Genomic DNA, 25,838 nt, shown 5'->3' with positions numbered 1-25,838 from the left:
CGCGATATGACGGAGCGGGAAAGCGTTGATCTGGTGTGGGTGCTGCTGTGCGCGGGTTTGGTTTTCCTGATGCAAGCGGGCTTTACCTGTCTGGAGGCGGGTTTTACACGGGCCAAGAACAATATCAACGTTGCGGTCAAGAACATGGCCGACTTCGTCGTGACCGTCCTGCTGTTTTGGGCGATTGGTTACACAATCATGTTTGGTCCCGCCTGGAGGGGGGTGATTGGCCTCGATAGATTGGCCATGGATTTCAGCGAGGACCCAAAACAGGCCGCCTTTTTCCTCTTTCAGGCCATGTTCTGCAGCACGGCGGCGACGATTATTTCGGGCGCCACTGCAGAACGGATGCGCCTGACGGGATACTTGGTCGTCGCCGCGCTGGTTGCGGTCATTTTTTATCCTTTTTACGGGCATTGGGCCTGGAATGCTGATGGCTGGTTGGCCGATTTGGGTTTTGTCGATTTTGCCGGTTCAACCGTGGTCCACTCCCTGGGGGGATGGATGGCTTTGGCCGCAATTATGGTGATTGGTCCCCGGATGGGGCGTTTCGGACCCGATGGCCAGCCCCGCACCATCCAGGGCAGCGACCAGCCCCTGGCGGTTCTTGGAACGCTCTTGCTGTACCTGGGCTGGTTCGGATTCAACGGAGGCAGCACCTTGGCCCTCGATGGACGGGTCCCTGGCATTATTGTCAATACGGTCATCGCCGGAGCTTCGGGTGCTGTGGTGGCATCGGCCCTATCCATGTCCGTGGAACGAACCTTGGCCTTGGGTGTTGTCTTGAACGGCGCCATCGCCGGATTGGTGGCCATTACTGCCAATGCCCATGCGGTTTCTACCGGGGACGCCGTGATTATCGGTGTCGTTGGCGGATTGTTAATGCTGGCTACGGAGCGGGCCATGCCCCACTGGGGTTTGGACGATGTCGTGGGTGCGGTGCCCGCCCACCTGGTCCCTGGTATCTGGGGGACCTTGGCTGTCGCCTTGTTTGGTCGGCCCGAGGCCTTGGGTACGGGACTGGATTGGTTGTCCCAATTGGGGGTTCAGGCCCTTGGCGTGGTGGTTTGCGGGCTTTGGGCGTTCGGTTTGGGGTATCCGGCCATCAAATTGGTGGATCGTTTGATGGGGCTTCGGGTTCCACCTGATGACGAGGACCGGGGACTGAACGTTTCCGAACATGGGGCGACAACGGATTTGGTCGACCTATTCCAAGATATGGAAGCCCAGGCAGCATCCGGTGATCCCCAAGCCCGGCTTCGGGTCGAACCCTTTACCGAGGTTGGCGCCATCGCGCTCCGCTATAACCGGGTCATGGATGCCCTGGAACGGGCCATGACCCAATCGGATACGATTATCCGCTCGGCTCGGGACGCCATCCTGACCTTCGCCGGAGACACCCTGTCAATTATTTCGGCCAATCCAGCGGCTCAGACCATGTTCGGCTATCCAGCCGACGCGATGACCGGAAAGACCTTGGTCGATCTGCTTCCCCAGGGCCCTGATGTCGGAGCCAGCAACGGTGACATGGAGGCCGTCGTTTCCGAATTGATGGCTCGCCGGGCCGACGGAGGGATCTTCCCGGTGGAAGTGTCCTTCTCTTACGCCAATCTGGGGCGGGAGCGGTTTTCTATCGCCCTGCTCCGGGATGTCACTGACCGTCGTCGAATGGACCGGGCCTTGAAGGATAGCGAAGCCCGCTATGCCCAGATCATGAAGGCGGCCAACGATGGGCTGTATGATTGGGACTTGTCCCGCAAGAAAATCGAGCTATCGCCCAGACTTCAGCAAATTATCGGTGAAGCTCGGGCGTTCATAACCGTTGATGAATGGGTGAGGCGTATCCACAGTGATGACCACGACACGTTTCAGGCCATTCTGCGCGCCCATTTAAAGGGACTGACCGATCGGTTCGCCCATGAATACCGCTTTCAGGCCGTGAATGGGATCATCTGGATTCGGCAACATGGCGTGGGTCTGCGCGATGGGCGCGGTCGGGTCGAGAGGGTCGTGGGGGGCATCGGGGATATCACCGAGCGGAAGCGAGCGCAGGAAACCCTGAGAATTCTCATGGGATCCATTCCCTTACCTGTCCTGGTCACCACCCTAAAGGACGGTGAAATCCTGTTCTGCAATGATTTGGCCGTGAGTTCCTACGGCCTGGAAACGGAAAGCGAGAGGACCAGAATCGCAAACCTTTATCGGTCCTCGGAAGACCGGGAAGGATTCATTCAGATCCTGAAGGAAAAGGGGCAGGTGGACGGCTTCGAAGCCCATTTCAAGGGTCCAGATGGAGAGGACCTGTGGCTTATGATGTCTGCTCGGCTCATTGAATTCCAAGGGAAGCAGGCGATCCTGACGGTCACGACGAGTATCACGGAACGCAAGGCTCTGGAGGATGGCCTCCGTGAGGCTCGAGAAAACGCGGAGCAGGCTCTGGCGGATCTGCGGGCGACCCAGGACACTCTGGTGGAAAGCGAAAAAATGGCATCTTTGGGCGGTTTGGTGGCTGGGGTGGCCCATGAAATCAATACGCCCGTGGGCATCGTCCTGACCGCAGCGACACATCTTCAGGAAAAAACCCAGAGTCTGCGCGGTCTGTTTGAGAAAGGGGGGGTCCGCAAGTCGGATTTCAGCGATTACCTGTTCACGGCGGCAGAGGCAACGGCCATGATGGTGTCCAATATCACCCGGGCCGCCGACCTGATCCAGAGTTTCAAACAGGTGGCCGTGGACCAGTCCAGTGACAATCGGCGGCCCTTCGATCTGCGTGGGTATCTATCGGAAGTTTTGCCCAGCCTTGGCCCGGCACTGCGGAAAACCCAACACAGCCTGGAACTGATCTGTCCGGAGGACATCAGGATGGAGAGTTACCCGGGTGCCCTCTCCCAGGTGGTGACAAATCTGGTGATGAATGCCTTGACCCACGCATTCCCCGATGACCGTAAGGGGTCTATGACATTGTCCGTGAGCCTTGATGTGCCGGGTTGGATCCGCCTAACTTTTTCCGATGATGGGGTGGGTATCCCCCGCGACAACCTGAAGCGGATCTTCGATCCTTTCTTCACGACCAGACGCGGGTCCGGAGGGTCCGGCTTGGGCCTGAACATCGTCTATAATATTGTGACCCGAAGCTTGGGCGGTCGGATCGTGGCGTCAAGCAAAGAGGGAGAAGGCGCGACTTTCACCTTGACTCTGCCGGAAGTCGCTCCCGACATACACCAATTGCCCTCCACCCCGGTGGCTCCCTCTCTGAACCGTGATCACTTGACCCCAACCTAGAGTATTCCGAGATCAAGTTGAGTCGCTTCGCGACCAAACTTGATCTCGGAATACTCTAAAACTTATAGAATGAGAGTGAAACGGGGCCAGCTTGACTCACGCTGATCCCGTTTCACTCTAGCCCCACCCTACTCCATGACCGGAGATCACCCATGACTGAAGTGCTTCGCCGCGCTGTCCTCCTGGATCGGGACGGAACGATTAACGTCGACACCCACTACCTGTCCCGGCCAGAGCAATTGGAGTTGTTGCCGGGTGCAGCGGAAGGTCTGCGTATGATGCGGGATCTGGGGTTTGCCTTAATTGTGGTCACCAACCAATCCGGTATCGCCCGGGGATATTTTTCGGAGGACGATCTAAAAGACATACACGCCCGATTTAGGGCTATCCTGGCCGATGAAGGTATCACACTCGACGGAATTTACTACTGCCCCCATGGAACCGAGGATGGTTGCATTTGCCGGAAGCCGGGACGGGGGATGGTTGACCAAGCCCTGGCGGATATCGATTTTGATCCGGCTCGTTCGTTCATGATCGGTGATAAGCGCGTCGATCTGGACTTGGGGCGGGCGGTTGGCGCAGAGCCGATCCTGGTGCGCACCGGCTCTGGAAGCGGTGTGGAAAGCGAGGGCGATCACGGGGCGGTCTTCGTCGCTGACGGCCTTACCCAGGCCGCCGCTTTCATCGGGGGGCGGTTGGACAAACAAGGCGAGCGGTAGCGCTCGACGGGATTTTGGAGTGAAACTGGGCCGACATGACTCAAGCTGGTCCAGTTGGGACAAGACGCAGGGTATAGGACAGTGTCTCGTCTTTTTTGGCGATTGCCCAAGCCCATTTGGGGGTCAATGCCCCCAAACCCCCATTTTTCTTTTAAACATAACAGCCCGGGGTCTGGGGCCTTTCGGCCGAAAATAAGAGTTTGGCGCCTGTCGGTCCCAGTGGGGGACAGAGCAAAGCCCCGTGACGGGACAGCATCGACTGTTGCGTGAATCACATTTCACGCAATATGCTCTAAGACCAGGGTCCTTTGCGGGGTGGCGTGCGTCCTGATTCGGGAAAGCGGGTTCGGGGTCGTTTCAGGGTTACGATGGGCGGGCGCCTCTGGGAATACCCAGAGGGCGGAGGACGCAGCCCTCGACGGCCTGCCCCAAAGGCTGCGGTGCGCAGGCCTTCCGTTGACCGGGCGCGAAACAGGGCCACAGTCCGTCGTTTGAAGGGTAAGAGCAAGGCCATACCGACCAGGAATCCTCCGACATGGGCCCACCAAGCCACGCCTCCCTCCCCTCCCCCCAAGGCGGAGAGCACCTGCATGGCAAACCAAAGGCCCAGGAAGACCACCGCTGGCAGGCGGAGGACCAAGATCCAGGCCCAGCAAAGGATCCGCGCCCGAGGATAGAGGAGAATATAGGCCCCCATTACTCCGGAAATCGCACCGGATGCCCCCACCATGGGGATAGCCGAATGCGTGTCGGACACCCCATGAAACAGGGAGGCGGCGGCGCCGCAAAGCAGGTAAAAAACCAGAAAGCGCCCATGCCCCATGGCGTCTTCCACGTTGTTCCCAAACACCCAAAGGACCAACATGTTGCCAAGTAGGTGCAACAGCCCCCCATGGAGAAACATGCTGGTGAACAGGGTCGCGGCGGACGGGAGAGGAAACTGTTCCTCCCCTGGAAAATCCACGAAGAGGCGCAGGGGCAGGAAGCCGTAGGATAGCAAAAAGGCTTGGCTCTCCCGGTCGGATAATTGGGCCTGATATAAATAGACGATCATGCACAAAAGGATCAGGCCGATGGTGACCACCGGCCTGATTGTCGTCGGATTGTCATCGTGCAAAGGGAGCACAGTGGACGCCCCCTATTCCGCGGCTGCCACCAAATCCCGCGTGGTTGTTCGCCAGGAGACCTGACCCAAAGACCCACAACTTCCGCACCGGGGCTCCCAGGTGGCAAGGGTGCCTCCACAGGCCTCGCAGACCCATTGCGCATCCGGGTCAGCGTCCAAGGCTTTGATCAACCAGGCATTGGCCTTGGCCAAATCCTCTTTCTCCCCCTCCTCCAGTCGTGCCATCAACTGGCAGATGAGGCGAGTGGGTTTGCCATGGGCCAAGTGCTCCAGATCCCGGCGGGCCTGCCCCCACAACCGTGCATCCAGGGCGACCCGAGCCTTCAGTAGGTGACTGCGCGGATGGTCAGGATTGATTGCGGCCAATTCCTCGGCCCGTTTCACCGCTTTCAGGGGATCTCCATTCGTGACCGGAGCCATAAAGAAGGCTTCAAGGTCCGGATGGGGTAGACGGCGCCATTGGGCGGCAATTAATTGGTGGGCCTTCTTTTCCTTGCCCATCGCCATGAGGGCGCGGGCCTGGATCAGGGTGGCTTCCACCAGATCGGGATTCAATTCCTGGGCTTGTTTGGCCATCTTCTCGGCTATGGGGTGGGTGCCCTCTGCCTCGGCGTCCCGGGCCTGGGCGCAAAGCAGAGCGGCGCGGATGGCCTTGGGGTCTTCCTCCGGAGAAAGAATGGCTTGGCCACCCTTGGTCAGGGCAATTTCCGCGTCGGCCCAGGCCCCTTTGTCCAGGGACAGGCGGAACAGGGCGCCAAAAACCCAGGGAGCGTCCACACCGGCACCAAGGGCTTCCCGGGCGATTACCAGGGCCTTGTCCTTGTCCCCCCGGGCCATGGCGGTTTCGAGCAGACCCCGGCGGCCACTGGCCTGGATGCGGGGGTTGTCGAGCATGGCCGTATAGGCCTTCTCGGCGCTCTCCAAATCCCCGGCGGCGGCGGCGGTATCCGCAGACAACTGGGAGACGCCTGCCGCTCCGGGAACCAGCTTTTCTGCGTCTTTTAATAGTTTCCGGGCGAGCATCACATCTCCCCCCCGAGCTGCGGCGATTCCCTCACCCAGGGCCAAAGCGCCCCGCTTCAGCTTCTTTTCCCTGCGGTTCCGGCCAATGGTCTTGGGTAAGCGGAGGGTCCCCCCCAAAATTCGGGCGAGCAGAACAAAAAGGCCGACCAGGAGGATGAGACCGATCAAAAGGACCATGACGGAGGTTTCAACCCGCCAGCCCATCCAATCGACCATGACGGCTCCGGGTCGATCGGCCACCCAAACCGCGCCGAAAACCAAGACGGCGGCCGCGGCAATGAAGAGAAGGATTCGGATCATGGCCTTAACCCTCCGTTCCGGTCGAGGGAGCGCCGTTGGAGTTGACCGGCGCCAGGGCGTCGGCTGCTCCCACCGCAGCCAGGGCTTCGGCGGTCAATTCGGACAGGGCGGTTTCGGCGGACAGCTTGGCCTTGGCGGCGTTGACCCAAGGTTGGGCCGCCTCTGCCGGGGCGCCGGTCAGATTTTCCAGGACGGCGACGGCCCCGGCCAAATCGTTCTGTAAGACCATGGTCTCTGCCCGGGACAGTAGGTCGAGCGGCCCGTCCCCCTCGGCATCGCCCCCGTCGACCCGACGCAGGGTTACCAGATTGGTCAGGGCCCCCAGGGTCCGGTCCATCCAGTTGCTTCCTTCCGGTGCCAGGCTCGCTTGGGAAACGGCTCGGGACACGCTGTCGAACTGGAAGCGCAGGGCGGCCCGGGTGCTTACGCCGGTTTCGGACAGCGGCTCCAGGACCGGAATACCATGGGTTTCCATGCCTGCGCCTTTGGCGATGGCGGTAACGGCCAGTAATTCGGCCTTGAAAGGTTCCCCCTGGGCTGCGGCCTCCCGTAGTTGGCCAACGGCCAGCAGCAGGGCCAGTGCCGAGTTTCGGCGCGTATTGGCCTGACGGGCAAGGGCCTCGATTTCCGTCAGTCGTCCCGACAGGGCCAGAACCGTTGACGGGGGTACTTGGTTGCCTTTGAGATCGGCCTGGGCGGTTTCCAGTTCACTGAACTGGTCTCGCATGTCGGCGATGGTTTCCTGGGTGTTTTGAAGTTCCTCACGAAGGCCGAGGATGACGTCGGATTGCCCAAGGTCGGGAACGGCAGCGACGACGGATGCGGTCTCAGGTCCAGTGTCTTCTGAAGCTGGACCTGTCATCCCCTGGAGGGCGGCGAGATCCTCTTCCAGGGCGGCGATGCGGTCCGCCACGGCCGGTCCGCTGTCCTCTCCCAGGTCGGTCCGCAGGGTTGCGATGGCGTTTTCCACCGCAGAGATCCGCCCTTCCAGAGTGGACACCGTTCCCTCGAGGGCGACCACTTTGGGGGAATCCGGTGCACCAGGGATGGCAGGCAAATGGGCTCTGATGGCTTCTGGCACCATGGGACGCCACCAGGGGTAACTCCCAGCGGCTGCGGCAATGACCAGCAGCAGGAGAACGAACAGGGCTAGGCCGCTGCCCTTCTTGCCGGGTGCCTTTGGGGCGGCCTTTGCCGCCACTGGAGTGGTCGATCCGCCATAGGCGGCATCCTCCCCATCGTCTCCTTCTGGTTTCTCTTCGCCGACCGGTTCCTCGGGTCTGGCTGCTGCGGTCCAGGGTGTTGCCTTCTCCTCCCCCGATTCTCGCCCCTTGTCCGCGACCGGAGCATCCTTGCCCGGAGCGTCCTCGGCTGAGCCTGCGACCTCGTCCTTGGGACGGTCATCCTTGGATGGTGTGTTCATTCCCGGGGGTCCCCCTTTTCTGGTCCCTTCCGGCCCGACGTGACCGGACTTGTCCACGTTCTTTTCCTCAACGCTCCCACCCGCCTTCAGATCCCCGTTACAGAGGGACATAAGGGCTTCCTGGGTTGGAAACTCGGCGACCCGCGTCGCCCGAGTGGGCAGGTCCTTTACCTCTTCAGCGACCGCGCGGCTCAGGGCGTATATGGTCACCCGCTTCATGGCCTCGGTCAAACCGGCTTTCGCCAACAGAGCGACAAAGGTCTTGGCCGTTCGCGGCGAAAACAGGAAAACGGCGTCGATTGTTTCATTGGCCAGGGCCTCCCGTGTCTCCTTGGACAATGCGACGGCCGTTCGAGCTTGATAGAGCTGTTCCCGCCGGACGGTGAAGCCCTCAGCTTCCAGGGTTCCGGCCAGATCACCCGCAGTCACCGTCCCGGTCACATGCAAAAGGTCTCCCCCCGTGGGAGAAAGCTTGGATCGAACCAGGGTGGCCAGGGCTTCCACATCGCCATTGGCCGAGTCAATTTGGGCAAACCCCAAATCCCGGGCAACCTTGGCCGTCGCCTCTCCCACAGCGTAAACGGGCAAGGTTCGGCTGGATGCCATAGCGGAAAATGCCCGTACCCCATTGGCGCTGGTGAACAGCAGCGCCTGGACACCCGTCAAGTTGGGTGCGGGTCCGGCCATGGGGAGAATCACCAAAAGGGGTTCAAGGATAACCTCCACCCCCCGCGCCCGAAGGGGCGAGGCGAGGCGTTCAGCGTCTTCTGCCGGACGAGTGATCAGCGCGCGCATACCCTGGACGTTTTGCCTTTCTGTCAGTGCAAGGAACGGAGACTTCCATCTTTGGGATGGGCCTCTTCGAAACCAGATGGAGGCGCCAAGGGACAGATGGTCCCATCTGATTTCGAAGGGACCCCCGTTGTACCCGGCGCCGGAAGGCAGCGGACTGGCCCCAATCCAGCGGGTCGTCCTCTCACGATCTGGGCCGATCGATCAAGTCCGACAAGGAGCCATCGAATCTGGCCCGAGGGCCGATTCGATTGTCTACAGGACGTCTTTGCGAGGCTTCTGAATCAGGCCCTGACCTGGAAAAACCCCTGTCCAGCCTTGGCCAGCAACTCGACTCCGGCGTCATCGCCCATGGCGATTCCATCCGCAACCGGACCCTCGCGTGTTGTTTCGTGTACAACCTTACCATCCGGGCGGATGATCATGCCACGGAAAGACATGCGCATGCCCGAAGAATCCAGGCGGGCCAACCCTGCGATGGGCGTTCGGCAACTGCCGTCCAATCGGGCCAGAAAGGTCCGCTCCATGGTCACGCAAACAGCGGTGTCCCGGTGGTCCAGGGGCGCCAGCCAAGCCTGGGCCTGCCGGTCGCCTTCCCTGCAGGTAACCCCCACGGCCCCCTGGGCGACTGCAGGCAACATCACGTCGGTGTCGAAAATGGTGGTGGCGACATGGGCCATTCCCAAGCGATTCAAACCTGCGAGTGCAAGGAGCGTTCCCGCAGCCTCTCCCCGCTCCAGCTTGGCCAGGCGGGTCTGGACATTGCCCCGGAAGGGGATGACGGAGACATCGGGCCGCGCCGCCAGGACTTGGGCGCCCCGACGCAGGGATGCGGTGCCGACCACGGCAGCCCGGGGCAAATCCGCAAGTGTGGCCCCATCCCGTCCGATAAAGACATCCCGGGGATCTTCCCGCTCCAGGATGCAGGGCAGGATGATCCCTGGGGGCAGAACTGTGGCAACATCTTTCATGGAATGGACGGCGATATCGATCCGGCCATCGAGCATCGCCTCGTCCAACTCCTTGGTGAACAGCCCCTTGCCACCGATTTCGGACAGGGGCTTGTCAAGGACGATGTCGCCGGTCGTTTTGATGACATCAACGCGCACGGCATCCGGCTCAGATAAAGCCGGATGGGTGGCGATCAGAAGATCGCGGACTTGGTGGGCCTGGGCCAGCGCTAAGGGACTGCCCCGGGTTCCGATGCGTAAAACAGGCTGATGTGTCATGGTCCGCAGTTGTAAGGGCTTGACGCTCCATTTGAAAGGGGCAAGACGCGCGAAATTTCGACAGATTTCTGTTTCCCGGTCGTCTCTTGGGCAAGAAGACCCGGCGTCTTCTGTGACGAAAGGCGAGTTGGGGGGACTCCACCGGCTTGAGCCCTCTGGGCTTTTCCGCCATAAGGATGGGATGATCCGAACCATTGAAACCATAACCGTTCTGGGTGGCGGGGCCTGGGGAACGGCCTTGGCCCAGACCTGTCATAGGGCTGGCCGCACCGTCACCCTTTGGGCGCGGGATCCGGAGGTTGCCCGGCTGGTGACCGAGACGCGGGAAAACCGTGATTATTTGCCCAATATCCCCCTCGATCCGGGACTCCAGGCAACTTCCGACATGATCCGGGCCCTGAACGGCGCCCAGGCGGTTCTGGTGGTCTGCCCGGCCCAGGCGGTTCGGTCGGTCCTGACCGCAGCGCGCGACCACTGGCCCGCAGAGGCTGCTGCGGTCCTGTGCGCCAAGGGCATTGAACAAGGCACCATGGCACTGATGGGCGAGGTCACGGCGGCGGTTCTCCCTGGGGCTCCCATCGCTGTCCTCTCCGGTCCCACCTTCGCCAAGGAAGTGGCCGAGGGAAGACCGACGGCCGTCACCTTGGCGAGTGCCGATCCCGAGCTCGCCGAAGCTTTGGTGACCGCCTTGGGGACCCGCTCCTTCCGACCCTATGCCTCCACCGATGTGATTGGCGCGGAAGTGGGCGGCGCGGTGAAAAACGTCTTGGCCATTGCCTGCGGCGTGGTGGAGGGCCTGGGCCTGGGGGACAATGCCCGGGCTGCCCTGCTGACCCGGGGGCTGGCGGAGATCATCCGCCTGGGCCGGGCCCTGGGCGCCCGATCGGAAACCCTGTCCGGTCTCTCTGGTTTGGGAGATTTGATTCTGACTGCCACCAGCATGCAATCCCGGAACTATTCGCTGGGTCAATCTTTGGGAACCGGGCGCCGGTTGGAGAGCATCCTCGCCGAGCGGAAGTCCGTGGCGGAGGGTGTTTTCAGCGCCTCCGCCGTGGTTGCTTTGGCCAAAGACAAAGGGGTGGACATGCCGATTTGCCAAGCGGTCCATGCCCTGGTTACCGACGCCATGACGGTGACGGAGGCTGTTGATTCCCTGCTATCTCGGCCCCTCCGCCCGGAAAGTGACGCATTCGAGTGATGTGTTTTAGAGGAAGGCGTTTCCCTCTGGAGTTGAAGGCTCCGTGGAAACCACGGTGTCGTCATTGGCTCACTGGTATGGTGCGACGGAAAATGTCATCCTAAACTGTGTATTAGTTTCTGCCGTCATTTAGGATTGGGCAAACCGATGGTGGGCCATCCACGTCACCGACGGTGGGCCGTCCACGTCAAGGAATTTCAAAGTCCATGGTGCACCCGTTTACGGAACGCAACCTGCCGATTCTGCAGTCCGCTGGTATGGTATTGCTCGCAGCGCTGACGACATTGGGTGTGGGGGCCTATGTGATCTGGTCCTTCATGGACCATTTCGAACAGGGCTTAGCTCAAACGGAGGGCAGGACCGTCGCCGCTCAGGAGGCGCTGCTCGACAATCAATTAACGGCGGTGATCAACCGTCTTGACCATGAACGCAATCGCGCCGAAAGCTTTCTGCGGGAACAGGTTCGTGACCGCACCAATACCGCGATTGCCATCGCCCAACAGCTTTATGACTTGAATAAGGGGCGGATGCCGGACGATGAGATTAAGTCCCTGATCCGGGAAACCCTTCGGCCTCTGCGGTTTTTTGATGGGCGTGGCTATTATTTCATCGATACCCTGGATGGGGACTGTGTCCTCCTGCCAACGGCGCCGCAGTTGGAGGGAACGTCCCTTTGGGATAATCGGGATGCTGAAGGGCATTTTATTATGCGGGGTCTGGTGGACGCGGCGCGCGATCCTCAGACTGGAGGGTACTCCACCTATAAGTGGTATCCGCCCTACATAAACGAAATGCGCGAAAAAATCGCCCATGTCCGTGAGTTCAAGCCCTTCGGCTGGGTTATCGGTACCGGGGAGTACACCTATCAGATCGAGGCAGATTTGCGCAAAGCAGCGCTGGAGGAAATCTCCAGCATTCGTTTTGGTGCGAGTGGATACGTTGCGGTTTTGACCACAGACGGCATGCTTCTGGCCTCGGCCAACAACAAGGATGCCGTTGGCGTTCCCCCTGCCGACCTTCCCAAGGATGCTCGAGAGGTTCAAGAGGCGATCGTGGCTAAGGCCAAGGCCGGTGGCGGGACCTACCGGTACGATTGGCAACGTCTGGGCAAAATGCAAAAGACCAGCAAGCTGGCCAGGGTCCGTCTCTATGAACCCTGGGGTTGGGTGCTGGTTACCGGGATCTATATGGAAGATATGGATCAATTGCTGGCGGCCCAACGGGCCGACCTGGGTGTCTATGTCAGTCGTCAGATCAAGGGCCTGTCCTGGGTGATGTTCGTGGTCTTTGCGGTCTCGCTGGTCCTGTCGGTTGGTTTCGGACAGTGGGTCCGGCGCATTCTTCAGGCCTATCGATCCGATTTGGAAGCGCGCAATCGGGATCTCGCTGAAAGCCGCAATCGCTTGAAGCTCTCTGCCAGAGTATTCGAAAGCAGTGGCGAGGCCATGGTCATCACGGATGCGGACAATCACATCCTGGCGGTCAACCCGGCTTTTACCCGAATCACGGGCTACCATGCCGATGAGGCCCGGGGCCGGGATCCCAAAATTTTGACCTCCGGTCGGCATGATACCGCGTTCTTCAAGACCCTTTGGAAGGATGTCATAGAACGCGATGGCTGGTCTGGTGAGATCTGGAACCGCCGCCGGGATGGGGAGGTCTTTCCGTCCTGGCTGGCGATCAATCCGGTCCGTGATGAAACCTCCACCATCACCCATTTTATCGGGACCTTGACCGATATCACCCAACGCAAGGCCGCCGAGGAAAAGATCCGCGAGCTGGCCTATTATGATCCCCTCACCCAATTGCCCAACCGCCGCCTCTTGCGCGACCGTTTGGAGCAGGCCATCGCTGCAGCAAACCGCACCGGTTTCCATGGGGCGGTCCTGTTCATCGATCTGGACAACTTCAAGACCCTCAACGACACCCGGGGCCATGACGTGGGAGATTTGCTGCTGGTGGAGGTCGCCAATCGGTTGAAAACCTGCCTGCGCAATCAGGACACAGTGGCCCGTCTTGGCGGCGATGAATTCGTCGTCGTGCTGGTGCACCTCAGTTGCGAAGAGGCTGACGCGGCCACCCAGGTGGAGCGGGTGGGCGAGAAAGTCACGTTGTCTCTCACCAAACCCTACGATCTGGCGGGGCGTCGCTATGATATCACGCCGAGCATTGGTGCCTGTCTGTTCCATTGGGCCCAGGATTCCGTGGACACCTTGCTTCGTCATGCGGATACGGCCATGTATCAGGCCAAGCAAAGGGGCCGAAACCGCCTTTGCTTTTTTGATCCGGCCATTCAGGAAGCCTTGATGGAGCGGGCGCGCGTGGAAAGCGAATTGCGGGGTGCGCTTGATCGAAACGAATTCGTTTGTCTCTACCAACCGCAGGTCGACGGTAAGGGGATCATCCATGGTGCGGAAGTCCTGTTGCGCTGGCGTCATCCCACCATGGGTATGGTCTCTCCTCAGGCTTTCATTCCCTTGGCCGAGGAAACAGGCCTGATTGTTCCCATTGGGGCCTGGGTTCTTAATCAGGCTTGCATCAAGCTAAAGGAATGGTCCCAACAGGACGAAACGTCCCACCTGGTATTGGCGGTCAATGTCAGCGCGGTGCAGTTCCGGGAGACGGACTTCATTTCCCGGGTGGAGCGAGCGATCAGCACCCATGGGATTGATCCCCATTTCCTGAAGCTCGAATTGACCGAAAGCCTGGTGCTGGAGGATGTGGAAGGCAGCATCGAGACGATGAAACACCTGAAATCCTTGGGGATTGGCTTCTCCATGGATGATTTCGGTACGGGTCAGTCCTCGCTGACCTACCTGAAGCGCTTGCCCCTGGACCAATTGAAAATCGATCAGTCCTTTGTCCGGGATGTGATTGATGATTCCAACGATGCGGTCATCGTGCGCACCATCATCGCCATGTCCAACAGCATGGGTCTGGATGTCCTGGCTGAAGGTGTTGAAACCGCCGACCAACGGGATTTCCTGTTGTGCAATGGATGTCACCGCTTCCAGGGGTACTATTTTGGTCGTCCCATGGATATCGACACCTTCGAGGTCAATGTGGGGCTGCCTCTTCTCCTTGAGGGCTCGGAGAATTCGGACTCCTAGTGGTTCGAATCTGACGCTTCGAACCACTAGGGCTTTTGATTGATGGATCAACTTATCGAAACATTTTAGTAGTTCATGGTGTTTCCAGCCTCATCCGAAGTGGGACTCAAATGTTTCGGTTGATCCACTAAAGTGAAATGGGATCAGCGTGGGTCAAGCTGGTCCAGGTTACGACAGTGTCTCGCATCTGTTGGGCGATAGCCCAAGCCCATTTGGGGGCAAATGCCCCCAAACCCCCATTTTTTTTGGTCTGGGGTCTGGGGTCTGGGGTCTGGGGCCTTTCGGCCAAAAATAATAGGTTGGGGCCTTTCAGCCCCAGTGGGGTACGGGGCAAAGCCCCGTGACGGGAAAACACACCCTGTCGTGTACCCTGGTCAAGCAGGCCCAATTCGATCTAAGGAAATGCGCGCGCAAATCGGGAAAGACGTAAGAAAATTGCGTCTGGCGGTTTGCACCGTTTCGTGGAAATCTCTAATCTGTCGCGGAATGGAGGGCGCTGCTATGCTTGCGCCGATTTCCAAGGACCGTGCCACAGGCTAAAACAGCCGTTCAAATGATCGTATTGGGGAGTTGTTCATGCTTTACGCCGTCCAGTGCCGGGACAAGGCCAACCATGCCCACGTCCGCCAGGAAAACCGTCCCGCCCATTTGGAATTCCTGAAAAGCTGGGGTGACAAAGTCCTGTTTGGGGGGCCGCTTCTGACGGATGATGGTGAGGGGATGATCGGCAGTCTGCTCGTCCTGGATGTGGAGGGTCGGGCCGAGGCCGAAGCCTTCGCCGCCGGTGACCCCTATGGCAAAGCAGGCCTGTTCGAGACCGTTACTATTACGCGCTACAAGATCGTCGTTGGCTCCAAGGCTGACTGATTCCTCTCCTTTTCCAGCGTTTGGAGTGACTTAAGCATGGCCTATTGGTTGGTGAAATCCGAACCAAACACGTGGTCCTGGGAGGATCAGGTCAAAAAGGGTGTGGAACATTGGGACGGGGTTCGCAACTATCAGGCGTCCAATAACATGAAAGCCATGCGGATCGGAGATCGCGCCTTTTTCTACCATTCCGTCAACGAGAAGCGCATCGTCGGCATCGTCGAGGTGGTCAAGGAGTATTACCCAGACCACACCGATGCGTCCGGCCGTTTTGGCATGGTGGACTTTCAGGCGGTCGAGCCGGTCCCCAACCCGGTGACCTTGGCGCAGGTCAAGGGTGACGAACGCTTGTCCCATCTGGCGCTGGTTAAACAGTCCCGTCTGTCCGTCTGTCCCGTGGACGACGCAGCCTGGGCGCTGATCCGGGAAATTGGGGGACTTGGACCAGAGGGGGACGCGTGAGCGAAGCGGCTCGGCGGCTGGATGGAGACCTCTGTGATCTGGCGGACATCGCCGATCCTGGAGCCAAAGGATTCGTTGTTCGGGACGCCGATGATCTGCCCATGAAGGTCTTTGTGGTTCGGCGGGGACAGGTGGTCCGGGGCTATGTCAACCGCTGTCCCCACAATCGCATTCCACTTGATTTCATGCCGGACGATTTTCTGAACATGGGGAAAACGCATATTCAGTGTGCCACCCATGGGGCCATTTTCCTGATGGAGGATGGCCTTTGTGTCGAGGGTCCCTGTCGGGGGAGGCGACTGGACGCCTTTCCCGTCACCCTGGTGAACGGGAGGGTTCTGACCGACAGCCCATGACGACCCCGGACGGTCCAAGGGAGATCCAGAGGGATCCCCAGCCTCCGGGTACAGACGAAGACGTCTAAAATGACCGAGAGAAAAATAGGGGAGAAAACGCATGTCAGATATTTATCCCGTGCCCGCAGAAATCGCCGCGAACGCTCTGGTTACCGAGGCGCAGTACAAGGACATGTACGAAAAGTCGGTAACCGATCCGGTCGGGTTCTGGGGAGAGCACGGAAAGCGGATCGATTGGATCAAGCCCTATACCCAAGTGAAGGACGTGTCCTTCGATCCCCATGATGTCCACATTCGCTGGTTTGCCGACGGCACTTTGAACGTGTCGGTGAATTGCCTGGACCGTCACCTGGAAAAGCGCGGCGATCAGACGGCCATCATCTGGGAAGGCGACGACCCCAAGGACGACGCCAACATCACCTACAGGGATCTGTATGAGCGGGTTTGCCGTCTGGCCAATGCCATGCGCGCCATGGGCGTCAAAAAAGGCGACCGGGTCTGCATCTATCTGCCGATGATTCCCGAAGCCTCGGTGGCCATGCTGGCTTGCGCCCGTATCGGTGCGGTTCACTCCATCGTTTTCGGAGGCTTTTCCCCCGACAGCCTGGCCAACCGCATTCAGGATTCAGAGTGCGTTATGGTCATCACCTCCGACGAGGGATTGCGCGGTGGCCGCAAGGTGCCGCTGAAGGCCAACGTGGACAAGGCCATGGCCACCTGTCCGAGCGTTAAAAACGTGATCGTGGTCAAGCGCACCGGCGGTGACGTGGCGATGGAAGCGGGTCGTGACAGCTGGTACGAGGAGGTGACCGCTGCCCAGCCCGCCGATTGCCAGCCCGAGGAGATGAACGCCGAGGATCCCCTGTTCATCCTCTACACCTCTGGCTCCACCGGGAAGCCCAAAGGTGTTTTGCACACCTCCGGCGGCTATCTGGTCTATGCCTCCATGACCCATGAGTATGTCTTCGACTACCACGAGGGCGAGGTCTATTGGTGCACGGCGGATGTGGGCTGGGTCACGGGTCACAGCTATATCGTCTATGGCCCGCTGGCCAACGGCGCCATCAGCCTGATGTTCGAGGGTGTGCCCAACTACCCGAGCGTCTCCCGTTTCTGGGAGGTGGTCGAGAAGCATAAGGTCAACATCTTCTACACGGCCCCCACCGCCATCCGCGCCCTGATGCGGGACGGCGAGGAGCCGGTGAAGAAGCACGACCGCTCCAGCCTGCGCATCCTGGGATCGGTGGGCGAGCCCATCAATCCGGAAGCTTGGACCTGGTACAACACGGTGGTTGGCGAAGGGCGTTGCCCCATCGTCGATACCTGGTGGCAGACCGAAACCGGGGGCATCCTGATCACCCCTCTGCCCGGCGCCATTGCGACCAAGCCCGGTTCGGCCACCCTGCCCTTCTTCGGCGTCCAGCCCGTTCTGGTCGATGCGGAAGGCACCGAGTTGACCGGCGCGACCGAAGGAAACCTGTGCATCGCCGATTCCTGGCCGGGCCAAATGCGCACCGTTTATGGCGACCACGAGCGGTTCGTCCAGACCTACTTCAGCACCTACAAGGGCTATTACTTCTCCGGCGACGGCTGCCGTCGGGACGAGGATGGCTATTACTGGATCACGGGTCGGGTGGATGACGTGATCAACGTCTCCGGTCACCGAATGGGTACCGCTGAGGTTGAATCCGCCCTGGTTGCTCATGCCAAGGTGGCAGAGGCCGCCGTGGTCGGCTTCCCGCACGACATCAAGGGCCAGGGCATCTATGCCTATGTGACCCTGGTGGCTGGGGAGAAGGAAACCGATGCGCTGCGCAAGGAGCTGGTTGCCTGGGTGCGTCAGGAAATTGGCCCCATTGCCAGCCCCGACGTGATCCAGTGGGCCCCCGGCCTGCCCAAGACCCGCTCGGGCAAGATCATGCGTCGCATCCTGCGCAAGATCGCCGAGAACGAGTTCGGCGCCCTGGGCGATACGTCGACCCTGGCCGATCCCTCCGTGGTCGATGATTTGATCGCCAGCCGCCCCCAGAGCTAACGGTGGTTCGATAAGGGCTTAAGACGGGGCCGGGAGTGTGTTCTCCCGGCCCCTGTTCTTTGATTTTTTTGGTCGGGTTGCTCAAGGGAAGGGGTGGTGGTCACTCTTATTCTATAAGTTTTAGAGTATATTCGAAGCCCAACTTGATCTCGGAATACTCTATGGGTGAGGCCTGACAAAATGCTGTTCCAAGACTTGGTTGCCCCATTGCGTTCCCGCACGTTCATCGACATGGACGAAGCCATGCGATTCGTAGAGATGCCGTGCCGCTGATAAACCGGCAAAGGTCCACAAATGTGTCTCTGTGAACTGCGCTCCGTCCACAAAGTCGAGCGCGGTAGACAGGAGCTTGCGCCCTATTCCTGTGCCGCGTGTGCCATCGTCGACAATGAACCAGCGGAGATGTGCGATGCCGGGGTCAAGATCCTCGCCATCAATGGCAACAGAGCCGACGATCGTTTCATCGCAGACGGCGGTCCATATGGCGTTGTGGGGGGAGTCGAGGCGATCACAGAATGCAGACAGACCGCTGGCGACAAGCGACTCGAAAGGCTGACCAAAGCCCGAAGCCCTTGCGTAATAGAGGGCATGCATTTCGGTGATTCGGGCGATCAGTCCAGGTCTATAGTCAGTGTCTATCCGCACTGACGGTGCAATGCGCCGGTCGTCTGCCGTCTCGGTCAGAGAATTGGCGTAGAGTTGAAGACCTTTCAGGACGGTGCGGGCTTGTTCTGAAGACATACGGCCCAAGGCCGTGGATACCTGTCTCTGGGCGAAGGCGTGGATTTCCTCGACTCGTTTTTGACCGGCGAGGCTTAAAGAGAGCTTCCTTTCGCGTCTGTCCTCCTCGCCGGGCTCTTCTCGGATATCTCCGGACAGGAGGAGCTTGCGGAGCATTCGACTGGTGCTCGATTTTTCTAAGCGTAGACGCTCACTCAGGTCCCGCGCGGTGATGCCTTGCCGTGCGTCGATTTCGATCAAAGCGTGGACGGCGGATGGCGAGAGGGTTGTTCCGGCGAGTGCCTCATCCAGAAAGCCGAGCCCACGGACGAGCTGGCGAGAGGCATCGCGGATCGAACGAACAAGGGAAGAGCGGTCGGGCAAAATGAGACCCCCATTTTAGTTGTATAATACAACTATGTGCGCCAATGTGATTTTGCAAGACTGATTTGGTCTGAAAATGAGGTCGCCTAGATCAAATGGTTAGAGCATCGAGATAGTGTGCTAAAAATCGCGGGGCTTGGGGAGGCCGTGCCTCCCCAAGCGGGTCTGGGCGGCAGCCCGGTTAAGCTTTACGTGTCTTGCCGAGCAACCCGAGTCCCACCACGAGAAAGACAATGATGGTGGCCATGCCCCACCGTTGACTCTCCGTAGCCTGTGTCACGGCGCCCACTGCCACCGGTCCGGCGAAGGCGGTGATTTTACCGGAGAGGGCAAAGAGGCCAAACAGCTCTGCCCGGGCTTCTGGCGGAGCAATACGGGCCATGTGGGTGCGGCTCGCGGCTTGAACGGGGCCGAAAAAGATCCCGAGGATCAGGGCCAGGGTGACGAAGGCGGTGGCGCTTTCCACGACCAGGACGGCGGTGCCCAGGGTGATCATGCCGAACAGGCCGATGACGATGGTCTTCAGGGACCCGAGGCGATCATCCACCCATCCGAACGCGAAGGCACCCAGTCCTGCGGTCACGTTCAGCGCAATCCCGAACATAATGATCTGGTCGAAGCTCATGTCGAAGGTGCCTGCGGCGTAGATACCGCCGAAGGCGAACAGCGTGTTCAGTCCGTCAATGTAAAGCATGCGGGCAAGCAGGAACCAGCCGAGCGGTGGATCCCGGCGGAACAGGGCGGGCAGACCCCGCAAACTGGCGAAGGCCTCGCGGAATGCCTGGTTCAGGGGGGGACGCTCGCCCTTTCCCGATTCAGGCACCCAGGCGAACAACGGCCAGGAAAACAGCAGGTACCAGAGGGCCACCAGCAGCACCGTGGCCCGCACATGCTCGGCCTGATCCCTGTCGAGGCCGAAGGGGGCGGGGTCGGCCTGGACCAGGACGAAGAGGGCGATGACCAGACAGGACAGCCCCCCCAAATAGCCGAGCCCCCAGGCCCAGCCCGACAGGCGGCCCATGCGCTCTGGCGTGGCCACCTCGGGCAGCATGGCGTTGTAGAAGACGCCACCGACTTCGAAGGCCGCATTTGCGACCAGGGCCAAACCCAGGCCGAGAAGCAGGTAGGCGGGATCGGGTTTGACGAACCACAGGAGCGCCGTGGTCCCCACGCAAATCAGGGAAAACAGCAGCAGCCAGGGTTTTCGGCGCCCCCCCTTGTCCGCCATGGCCCCCATGATGGGGGCCAGGAGGGCAATCAGAAGCCCCGAAAGACCCATGGCATAACCCCAGGCCGCCGTCCCCGCCTCCGGTGTTTCCGCCACGGCTTTGGTGATATAGGCAGAGAAGACGAAGGTGGCGATGACTGTCGGAAAGCCCGAGTTCGCGAAGTCGAACAGACACCACGACCAGGCCGCACGCTTGCCAGAGGTTGGATTCACTGTCTTAGTGGCCCGAGGGGTGGAGAATGCTCTCCTTCAGGCCGGTTTCGTAGGCCAGTCCCTCAGCGGTGAGGGTGACCGCCGAGGGGAACATGCCCCGGATCAGGCTTTTCCGCTCCAGGGCCTTCCAGACCCCGGCATTGGTCAGGCCCGAGGCATTGGCGGCCCCCACCACATAGGGACCCACGTGAAAATGGTCGCCATGGGGGTGGGGGATGGAGCCGATGGTGACCTCGCCAGTCTCCCCGTCGGCCATGGCCCGGCCCGGATCCTCGGCCATGGCTTGGAACAGGGTCAGGGTTTTCAGTTGCAAGGCGTTCAGCTTCAAGGGATTCGGGCGGGCGAGAGTCATCGATTTCAAGATCCGGACAGGGCGCGGAATTGCCGCGCAGCGACGGTGAGCATGGCCAAATCGACAGAAGCGGCGCCTCGCAGATCGGCGAGGAGCTGTTCGGCCCGCTCGACCACCTTGGGGTTGGTTCCCTTCCAGCAAGCCACGGCCTTGGCCGGATCGTCAACCTCTTCGGCACAATCGAGCGCCGCCAGGGCGAGGTTCCGCTGTTGGACAAACAGATCCTCGATGATGGCCGAGACGGCGAGCTTGGTCCAATGGCTGCCCTTGTCCAACTCCAGGGCCCGGTCTCTCAGCCAGGACATCCCGAAGTCGGCTCCCACGGCGAAATAGAGCCGGGCGGCCCGGTCCACGGGCATATCCCTTTGGGCCGCCAGACGGGCGATGTCATTGGTTGCGGCCAGATCCTCCAGGCCAGCCACGGCTTGGGCCAGGTCGCCGGGCACACCCGCATCCGTCAGCGCCGCAGTCCGTTTCTCCAGCGCCTTTCGGGCGTTGTCCATCAACAGGTCGGGGAGCGTGTGTCGCAGGGTGGCTGATGCCTCCGCCAAGGGGCCATGGGCTTCGGTCAGGTCCAGGGGGTGATTGCCATTGCGCAGCAGCCACAGGGTGGAATGGGACAGCAGCCGGTTGATGTCCTGGAGCATGGAGAGCTGGACCGTCGCCGGGACCTGGGCATCCAGGGCCTCGATGGCGGACCACAGTTTGCGGACCCCATGGGCGTCGCGGCTGACGATATAGGCCCGAGCCACGTCCGAGGGGTCCAGGCCCGTCCGCTCCATCATTTGGGAAACAAAGGTCCCGCCCACCCGGTTGATCATACTATTGGTGGCGACGGTGGAGATGATCTCCCGGCGCAGGCGGTGGTCCTTGATGGCCTCGGCGAAACGGTCCCCCAGGGCCTCCGGGAAGTAGCGGATCAGATCCCCTTCCAGGGCCGGATCATCGGGCAGGTCGCTGTCCAGCAACTGATCGAACAGCCAGAGCTTGGCATAGGGCATGAGAACGGCCACCTCGGGCCGGGTCAGGCCCTTGCCCTGGTTGGCCCGGTCCTGGAGGGTCTCGTCATCGGGCAGGAACTCGATGGCCCGATCCAGCCGTCCGGTTCGCTCCAGAAGACGCATCAGGCGGGTTTGGTGATCCAGCAGTTCGGGGGCCTGATTGACGGTCAGGCTGATGGCTTGGGTTTGCAGATAGTTGTGGCGCAGGACCAGACCGGCAACGTCGTCGGTCATCTCCACCAACAGGGCATTGCGTTGCTTGCCGGTCATGTCTCCGGCCTGGACAACCCCGTTCAGCAGGATCTTGATGTTCACTTCGTGGTCGGAGCAATCCACACCTGCCGAGTTGTCGATGGCGTCGGTGTTGATGCGCCCGCCTTCCAAGGCGTATTCAACCCGGCCCAATTGGGTGACGCCCAGGTTGGCCCCTTCGCCGACCACCTTGGCGCGGATATCCTCGCCATTGACGCGGATGGCGTCGTTGGCCCGGTCTCCGGCCTGGGCGTCGGTTTCGGTCCGCGCCTTGATGTAGGTGCCGATGCCGCCGAACCAAAGCAGATCCACCTTGGCCTTCAACATGGCCTTGATCAGTTCGTTGGGAGTCACTGTGTCGGAGGGCAGGTCGTAGAGGGCGCGGATCTGGGGAGAGAGGGTGATCCGCTTGGCCCGCCGCTCGAAAATGGCGCCCCCTTCCGACAGCAGGCTTGTGTCGTAGTCGTTCCAGCCCGAACGGGGCAAGGCGAACAGTCGGGCCCGTTCGGCGAAGGAGGTTTCCGGATCGGGATCGGGATCGACGAAGATATGCATGTGGTTGAAGGCTCCCACCAACTTCGTGCGGGGGGAGAGCAACATGCCGTTGCCGAAGACGTCGCCGCTCATATCGCCCACACCGACGGTGGTAAAATCCTCGGTCTGGATATCGTGGCCTGTCTCGCGGAAATGGCGTTTCACCGCCTCCCAGGCACCCCGGGCCGTGATGCCCATGACCTTGTGGTCGTAACCGTTGGAGCCACCAGAGGCGAAGGCGTCGGACAACCAAAAGCCGTAGTCGTCCGAAACACCGTTGGCGATATCGCTGAAGGTCGCCGTGCCCTTGTCGGCGGCAACGACGAGATAGGGGTCGTCCCCGTCCCGGCGCACGACCCGGTCCGGCGGGATCACGCCATCGGGACCCAGGTTATCGGTGATGTCCAACAGACCCCGCATCAGGGTCTTGTAGCATTCGATGCCCTCGGCTTGCTGGGCTTCCCGACTGGGATCCTTGGGCGGTTGCTTGACGATGAAGCCACCCTTGGAGCCAACCGGCACGATCACCGCATTTTTGACCATCTGGGCCTTGATCAGGCCCAGGATCTCCGTGCGGAAATCCTCCTGCCGGTCGGACCAGCGGATACCGCCCCGGGCGACCTTGCCGCCGCGCAGGTGCACGGCTTCCACCCGGGGGGAGTAGACGAAGACCTCCACCCAGGGCTTGGGCAGGGGCAGTTCGTCCAGTCCCCGACTGTCCAGTTTGATGGACAGGTAGGGTTTGGGGTTGCCGTCGGCGCCCGTCTGGAAATGGTTGGTGCGTAGGCTATGGGTGATCAGGTTCAGATAGCGCCGCAGGATCCGATCCTCGTCTGGACTGTCCACGGCGTTCAAGGCCTCCTGGATGTCCTTTTCCAGGGACTTTTCCCAGGTCTCCCGATCATTGGCACTGTCCGGATCAAAGCGGGTCTCGAACAGAGTCACCAGAAGGCTGGTGATTTCAGGGTGGACCCCAAGGGTATTCCAGATGGTGCGCTGGCTGGAGGGGAAGCCCGTTTGCTTGAGGAAACGGGCGTAGGCGCGCAGGATCGTGACTTGGCGCCAAGTCAGCCCCGCGAGAACCACAAGGCGGTTGAACCCGTCGTTCTCCACTTCGCCACTCCATAGGCGGGCGAGGCAATCCTGGAAGGGCGCACGGACCTTGCCGATGTCCAGGCTTTGGCCATTGGGCAGTTCCACGGAAAAGTCATGGACCCAGACGGCCTTCAGGGAGTCCTGTGTGGCGTTGCGGCGTTTCAACTTGAAGGGCACTTCGCCGATGACCCGGAAGCCCATGTTTTCCAGCATGGGCAGCACGTCGGAGAGAGGGAGACCGGTGCCCGGCCTGTAGATCTTCAACCGGGCTTCGTGGGCGGCATCCTCCAGCGACCGATAGAGGTTCATGGAAAAGCCGGGGCCGTTCAGGGCGTCCTCAATCCGGTCAATATCTGTGACCGCTTGATGGGCGGTGAAGCGTTCCCGGTAACCCACGGGAAAGGCTTTGGCGTAGAGGGTGTTCAGGCGGATCCCCAGTTCCTCGCCCTTGGCGGCGATCAGCGCATCGTGCAGGTGGTCGGACCAAGCCCTTGCGGCGTCGGCGATCAGGCGCTCAATGACCCGTGCATCGTAGTGGGGCAACTGGCCCGGTGTGGTGCGGATGATGAAATGAACCCGGGCCAGCGGGGAATCCGAGACCTGGGTGGAATAGCTTTCCACCTTGCCATCCAGGGCCTTTTCCAGAATCTCCTGGATTTCCAGGCGCAGGGCCGTGTCATGGCGATCCCGGGGGACGTAGACCAGACAGGACAGGAACCGCTGGAATTCATCCTGGCGCAGGAACAGGGCGGTTCGCTGCCGTTCTTGCAGATGCAGGATGCCCACAGCGGTCCGCAACAGGGCGTCCTCGTTCATCTGGAACAGCTCATCCCGGGGGAGATGTTCCAGGATGTTCATCAGTTTCTTGGAGTCATGGCCCTTGTTGTGCAGACCCGAGCGCTTGACCACCCGGTGGATCTTGTCGCGCAGGATCGGCACGAAGGAGGGGGAATTGGTATAAACATCTGCGGTGAACAGGCCGACAAACAGGCGCAGGCCGACCACTTCCGTTCCGCATTCGCTGAACTGTTTGATGCCGATGGCGTCCATGGTCACCGGGCGGTGAACCCGGGCGCGCTCCGTGCTTTTGGTGATGATCAGCGAGGTTTTCTGCTCGACGAAAGCGCGGACCTCTTCGGGCAGGCTCCTCAGGTTGCGCAGCTCTCCAAAGGCCTTGGCGGTCGGATCGCGGAGGATGCCAAGGCCAGCTGCCGGAACGGCCATGTCCGGGGTTTCTCCGGCCATGAAGGTATAGGCGCGGTATCCCAGGAAGGTGAAATGGTCATTGCCCAGCCATTCCAAGAAGTCCGCCGTTACCCGGACATCGGCATCGGTGGGGTCGTCCTTGGTCGAGGCGGCGTATTCGGCGGTGATGGCCGCGCAGGTGTCGCGCATGGTGGGCCAGTCTTCCACTGCGGCGCGCACGTCGGCGAGAATGGCGGCCAGCCGACTTTCGGCAGAGCTCAGGCGGTCGGGATCCGATTCCTCGTAGACTTCGATATGGACGATGGATTCCGCTCGCCCTCCATCGGCTTCGGCGTCTTCCATGCTGGCGACCGCCGTCGGCTCCCCCTGGGGCGAGCGGGTCACGCGCATGACGGGGTGGATCACCAAATGGACACCCATTTCCAGGCGGTTCAGTTCCGCCGTCATGGAATCCACCAGGAAGGGCATATCGTCGTTGATGACCTCCACCACCGTATGGGCGCAGCGCCAGCCGTGTTCTTCGACGGTTGGATTGTAGGCACGGATTTTTGGCGCGCCTGGCTTCCGATCCCGCACAAAGGCCCAGAGGGACAGGACCTGGCCGAACTGGCTGTCGGCGTCCGTGTCGGTCAGGTCGTCGGGGGGAACATTGGCGAAATACAGGCGGGCGAAATCCGTGGCCAGGGCCGCAGAATCTCCGTCGAGCCGGGACCCGATCATCGCGATGACCTTGCTCACCAAGCTGTCCTTGCGGCTATCGACCTGCTCTTCCATCGGGGGGATTCTCCAGGGAATTGGGATACGAGGTGGGACGATGGGGGTCGGTTGGATCCCCGGGATGTGCCAAAGGGGGTATTCTGCAAAGAAGGCGGATAACGGTATCACTTTCGAGGGGTAAAGCCCTTAATTTTCAGATGTTTGCGCCGCAGCA

Annotated in this window: 16 protein-coding genes; 8 read left to right on the top strand and 8 right to left on the bottom strand. The window is 60.6% G+C overall.

All coding sequences use genetic code 11. The features are described 5' to 3' along the window. The first annotated feature begins 6 nt into the window (after positions 1-6). Both amt and gmhB read left to right on the top strand, forming a co-directional pair. Positions 7-3,282, top strand: coding sequence for an ammonium transporter (gene amt, locus ACLIRY_RS06095; RefSeq protein ID WP_413204468.1), 3,276 nt, complete (start codon positions 7-9; stop codon positions 3,280-3,282). A 152-nt stretch (positions 3,283-3,434) separates the two neighbouring features. Beyond that, complete coding sequence (gene gmhB / locus ACLIRY_RS06090) at positions 3,435-4,001, top strand: D-glycero-beta-D-manno-heptose 1,7-bisphosphate 7-phosphatase (RefSeq protein ID WP_413204467.1); 567 nt, start codon at positions 3,435-3,437, stop codon at positions 3,999-4,001. A 292-nt stretch (positions 4,002-4,293) separates the two neighbouring features. Here the strand turns inward: gmhB and ACLIRY_RS06085 are convergent, their stop codons facing one another. The 4 genes from ACLIRY_RS06085 to hemC all read right to left on the bottom strand — a co-directional run bounded on the left by ACLIRY_RS06085 (position 4,294) and on the right by hemC (position 9,894). Beyond that, a complete protein-coding gene (locus ACLIRY_RS06085; RefSeq protein ID WP_413204466.1) occupies positions 4,294-5,127 on the bottom strand; it encodes a rhomboid family intramembrane serine protease in 834 nt (277 codons plus the stop codon). Between the two features lie 12 nt (positions 5,128-5,139). Further along, positions 5,140-6,450, bottom strand: coding sequence for a heme biosynthesis protein HemY (locus ACLIRY_RS06080; RefSeq protein ID WP_413204465.1), 1,311 nt, complete (start codon positions 6,448-6,450; stop codon positions 5,140-5,142). Positions 6,451-6,454: 4 nt separating this feature from the next. Beyond that, positions 6,455-8,668 carry a uroporphyrinogen-III synthase gene (locus ACLIRY_RS06075; RefSeq protein WP_413204464.1) on the bottom strand — a complete coding sequence of 738 codons (2,214 nt, stop codon included), beginning with the start codon at positions 8,666-8,668 and terminating at the stop codon, positions 6,455-6,457. Positions 8,669-8,949: 281 nt separating this feature from the next. After that, positions 8,950-9,894, bottom strand: a complete 945-nt coding sequence (hemC, locus tag ACLIRY_RS06070) for a hydroxymethylbilane synthase (RefSeq protein WP_413204463.1) — start codon at positions 9,892-9,894, stop codon at positions 8,950-8,952. A 181-nt stretch (positions 9,895-10,075) separates the two neighbouring features. On the opposite strand from hemC, the gene ACLIRY_RS06065 reads away from it, so the two are divergent. From ACLIRY_RS06065 to acs, 6 genes are all read left to right on the top strand, one after another. Continuing rightward, complete coding sequence (locus ACLIRY_RS06065) at positions 10,076-11,092, top strand: NAD(P)H-dependent glycerol-3-phosphate dehydrogenase (RefSeq protein WP_413204462.1); 1,017 nt, start codon at positions 10,076-10,078, stop codon at positions 11,090-11,092. A 206-nt stretch (positions 11,093-11,298) separates the two neighbouring features. Continuing rightward, positions 11,299-14,202: a cache domain-containing protein gene (locus tag ACLIRY_RS06060; RefSeq protein ID WP_413204461.1), complete on the top strand. Its 2,904-nt coding sequence runs from the start codon at positions 11,299-11,301 to the stop codon at positions 14,200-14,202. A 576-nt stretch (positions 14,203-14,778) separates the two neighbouring features. Then, on the top strand, positions 14,779-15,069 hold the full coding sequence (locus ACLIRY_RS06055) for a YciI family protein (protein WP_413204460.1): 291 nt from the start codon (positions 14,779-14,781) through the stop codon (positions 15,067-15,069). Between the two features lie 36 nt (positions 15,070-15,105). Beyond that, entirely contained in the window at positions 15,106-15,531 is a 426-nt protein-coding gene (locus ACLIRY_RS06050; RefSeq protein ID WP_413204459.1) for an EVE domain-containing protein, read from the top strand. Continuing rightward, a complete protein-coding gene (locus tag ACLIRY_RS06045; protein ID WP_413204458.1) occupies positions 15,528-15,887 on the top strand; it encodes a Rieske (2Fe-2S) protein in 360 nt (119 codons plus the stop codon). The genes ACLIRY_RS06050 and ACLIRY_RS06045 overlap by 4 nt, the downstream gene beginning before the upstream one ends. Before the next feature lie 100 nt (positions 15,888-15,987). Then, positions 15,988-17,922, top strand: coding sequence for an acetate--CoA ligase (acs, locus tag ACLIRY_RS06040; RefSeq protein ID WP_413204457.1), 1,935 nt, complete (start codon positions 15,988-15,990; stop codon positions 17,920-17,922). Between the two features lie 159 nt (positions 17,923-18,081). On the opposite strand, the gene ACLIRY_RS06035 is transcribed toward acs, so the two are convergent. The 4 genes from ACLIRY_RS06035 to ACLIRY_RS06020 all read right to left on the bottom strand — a co-directional run bounded on the left by ACLIRY_RS06035 (position 18,082) and on the right by ACLIRY_RS06020 (position 25,681). Beyond that, a complete protein-coding gene (locus ACLIRY_RS06035; RefSeq protein ID WP_413204456.1) occupies positions 18,082-19,026 on the bottom strand; it encodes a GNAT family N-acetyltransferase in 945 nt (314 codons plus the stop codon). A gap of 181 nt (positions 19,027-19,207) precedes the next feature. Continuing rightward, on the bottom strand, positions 19,208-20,467 hold the full coding sequence (locus tag ACLIRY_RS06030; RefSeq protein ID WP_413204455.1) for an MFS transporter: 1,260 nt from the start codon (positions 20,465-20,467) through the stop codon (positions 19,208-19,210). Positions 20,468-20,471: 4 nt separating this feature from the next. After that, the gene (locus tag ACLIRY_RS06025) at positions 20,472-20,819 is read right to left on the bottom strand and encodes a hypothetical protein (protein ID WP_413204454.1); all 348 of its coding nucleotides are present in this window, start codon (positions 20,817-20,819) and stop codon (positions 20,472-20,474) included. A gap of 5 nt (positions 20,820-20,824) precedes the next feature. Then, complete coding sequence (locus ACLIRY_RS06020; RefSeq protein ID WP_413204453.1) at positions 20,825-25,681, bottom strand: NAD-glutamate dehydrogenase; 4,857 nt, start codon at positions 25,679-25,681, stop codon at positions 20,825-20,827. Between the last annotated feature and the right edge of the window lie 157 nt (positions 25,682-25,838).

This window comes from Rhodospirillum sp. A1_3_36 (genome assembly GCF_047263945.1).
Classification (GTDB): Bacteria; Pseudomonadota; Alphaproteobacteria; order Rhodospirillales; family Rhodospirillaceae; genus Rhodospirillum.
Note: the sequence above shows the minus strand (reverse complement) of the source record. Positions and strands in the feature narration are given on the sequence as shown.